The sequence below is a fragment of the Streptomyces sp. sk2.1 genome (assembly GCF_008120935.1).
In the GTDB taxonomy this organism is placed as follows: domain Bacteria; phylum Actinomycetota; class Actinomycetes; order Streptomycetales; family Streptomycetaceae; genus Streptomyces.
The window spans coordinates 1-1,287 of record NZ_RDBO01000278.1; the positions used below are offsets into that span (position 1 = coordinate 1).

The 1,287-nt window shown below is 65.6% G+C and carries 2 protein-coding genes; one reads left to right on the top strand and one right to left on the bottom strand.

Annotated features, from left to right (window positions below):
* Positions 1-335: hypothetical protein (locus EAO76_RS45670; protein ID WP_222872287.1), on the top strand; the 335-nt coding region annotated here is incomplete at its 5' end.
* A 14-nt stretch (positions 336-349) separates the two neighbouring features.
* Here the strand turns inward: EAO76_RS45670 and EAO76_RS43745 are convergent.
* Positions 350-1,230, bottom strand: a protein-coding gene (locus tag EAO76_RS43745; protein ID WP_148841753.1) for an IS5 family transposase whose coding sequence is annotated in 2 segments (ribosomal slippage) — positions 350-870 and positions 870-1,230 — 882 coding nt in all. Because the reading frame shifts where the segments join, the coding sequence is not laid out codon by codon here.
* Positions 1,231-1,287 lie beyond the last annotated feature (57 nt).

Consider the following 1,287-nt stretch of genomic DNA (forward strand, 5'->3'; position numbering starts at 1 on the left):
TAGGTTCTGTCCGGCGGATCATGAGGCCATACGATCTGATCGTGATTGATCTCCAGATCCGACGCGAGAACGGCACGATCGAGGCCCGCGCGAAGCACGGTGTGGCCTGGGGGCCTGAGCTGGCTGGTCTTGATCAGTCAGTGTTTCCAATGCTGGGACACCTGCTGCCGTACGCGGACACCGTTTTCAACCACCGGCAGGTGTCGACCCTGTTGGAGGAGGTACCGAGGCTGCCTGTAGGTGTGCTGACTGATGAGTTCGCGCGTGAGTTGATCGAGCTGGGCCACGTAGTTCTTGACGGACAGGGCCTGTACCTGTGGTTCCTCGGGGACTGAGACTGCAGGCCGGCTCAGCCCCGGAGCCATAACCGGACAGCCGCGGTGGTGACGGTGCCATGGAAGACGTAGGCCCTTTTGTCGTAGCGGGTGGCGACGGCCCGGGAGTTCTTGAGTCGGTTGATTGTCCGCTCGACTTCGTTGCGGCGTTTGTAGACCTCGCTGTCGAAGCCGGTGGGCCGGCCGCCCTCGCTGCCGCGGCGTTTGCGGTTGGCCCGTTGGTCCTTCGGTTCGGGGATGGTGTGTTTGATCTGGCGTCTTCGCAGGTAGCGCCGGTTCCGACGTGAGCTGTATGCCTTGTCGCCGCCCAAGTGGCCCGGCCGCGTGCGGGGGCGACCGCCTTGGGGGCGGGGAACGCGGATCCGTTCGAGGACTTCGATCATCTGCGGCGCGTCGCCCCACTGGCCGGGAGTGACCAGGAAGGCCATCGGCCGACAGCCACCTTCACCTGCGAGGTGGATCTTGCAGGTCAGGCCGCCCCGAGACCGTCCGAGTCCTTCGTCGGGGCGGTGGTGCCGAGGCGTCGTCCTTTTTTCGGGACACGTGGCTTCTTCTTGCGAGCGCCTGCCGCGTGCTGATGGGCCCGGCAGGACGTCGAGTCGACGCTGACCATGCTCCAGTCGATCCGGCCAGCGAGGTCGGCGTCGGCCTGGACGGCACACAGGATCCGGTCCCACGTGCCGTCCGCCGACCAGCGCCGGTGCCGTTCATAAACGGTCTTCCAGCTGCCGAAACGCTCGGGAAGGTCCCGCCACGGTATACCCGTCCGGACCCGGAACAAGATCCCGTTGATCACTCTGCGGTGGTCGTTCCACCGTCCTCCACGCAGCCCCGACGCCGGCAAGTGCGGCTCCAGCCGGACCCACTCGGCATTCGTCAGATCGCCCCGCCCCATGCCAGACACAACGAGTCAGCAATCCGACAGTCACAAGATCCGCCGGACGCTGCCTAG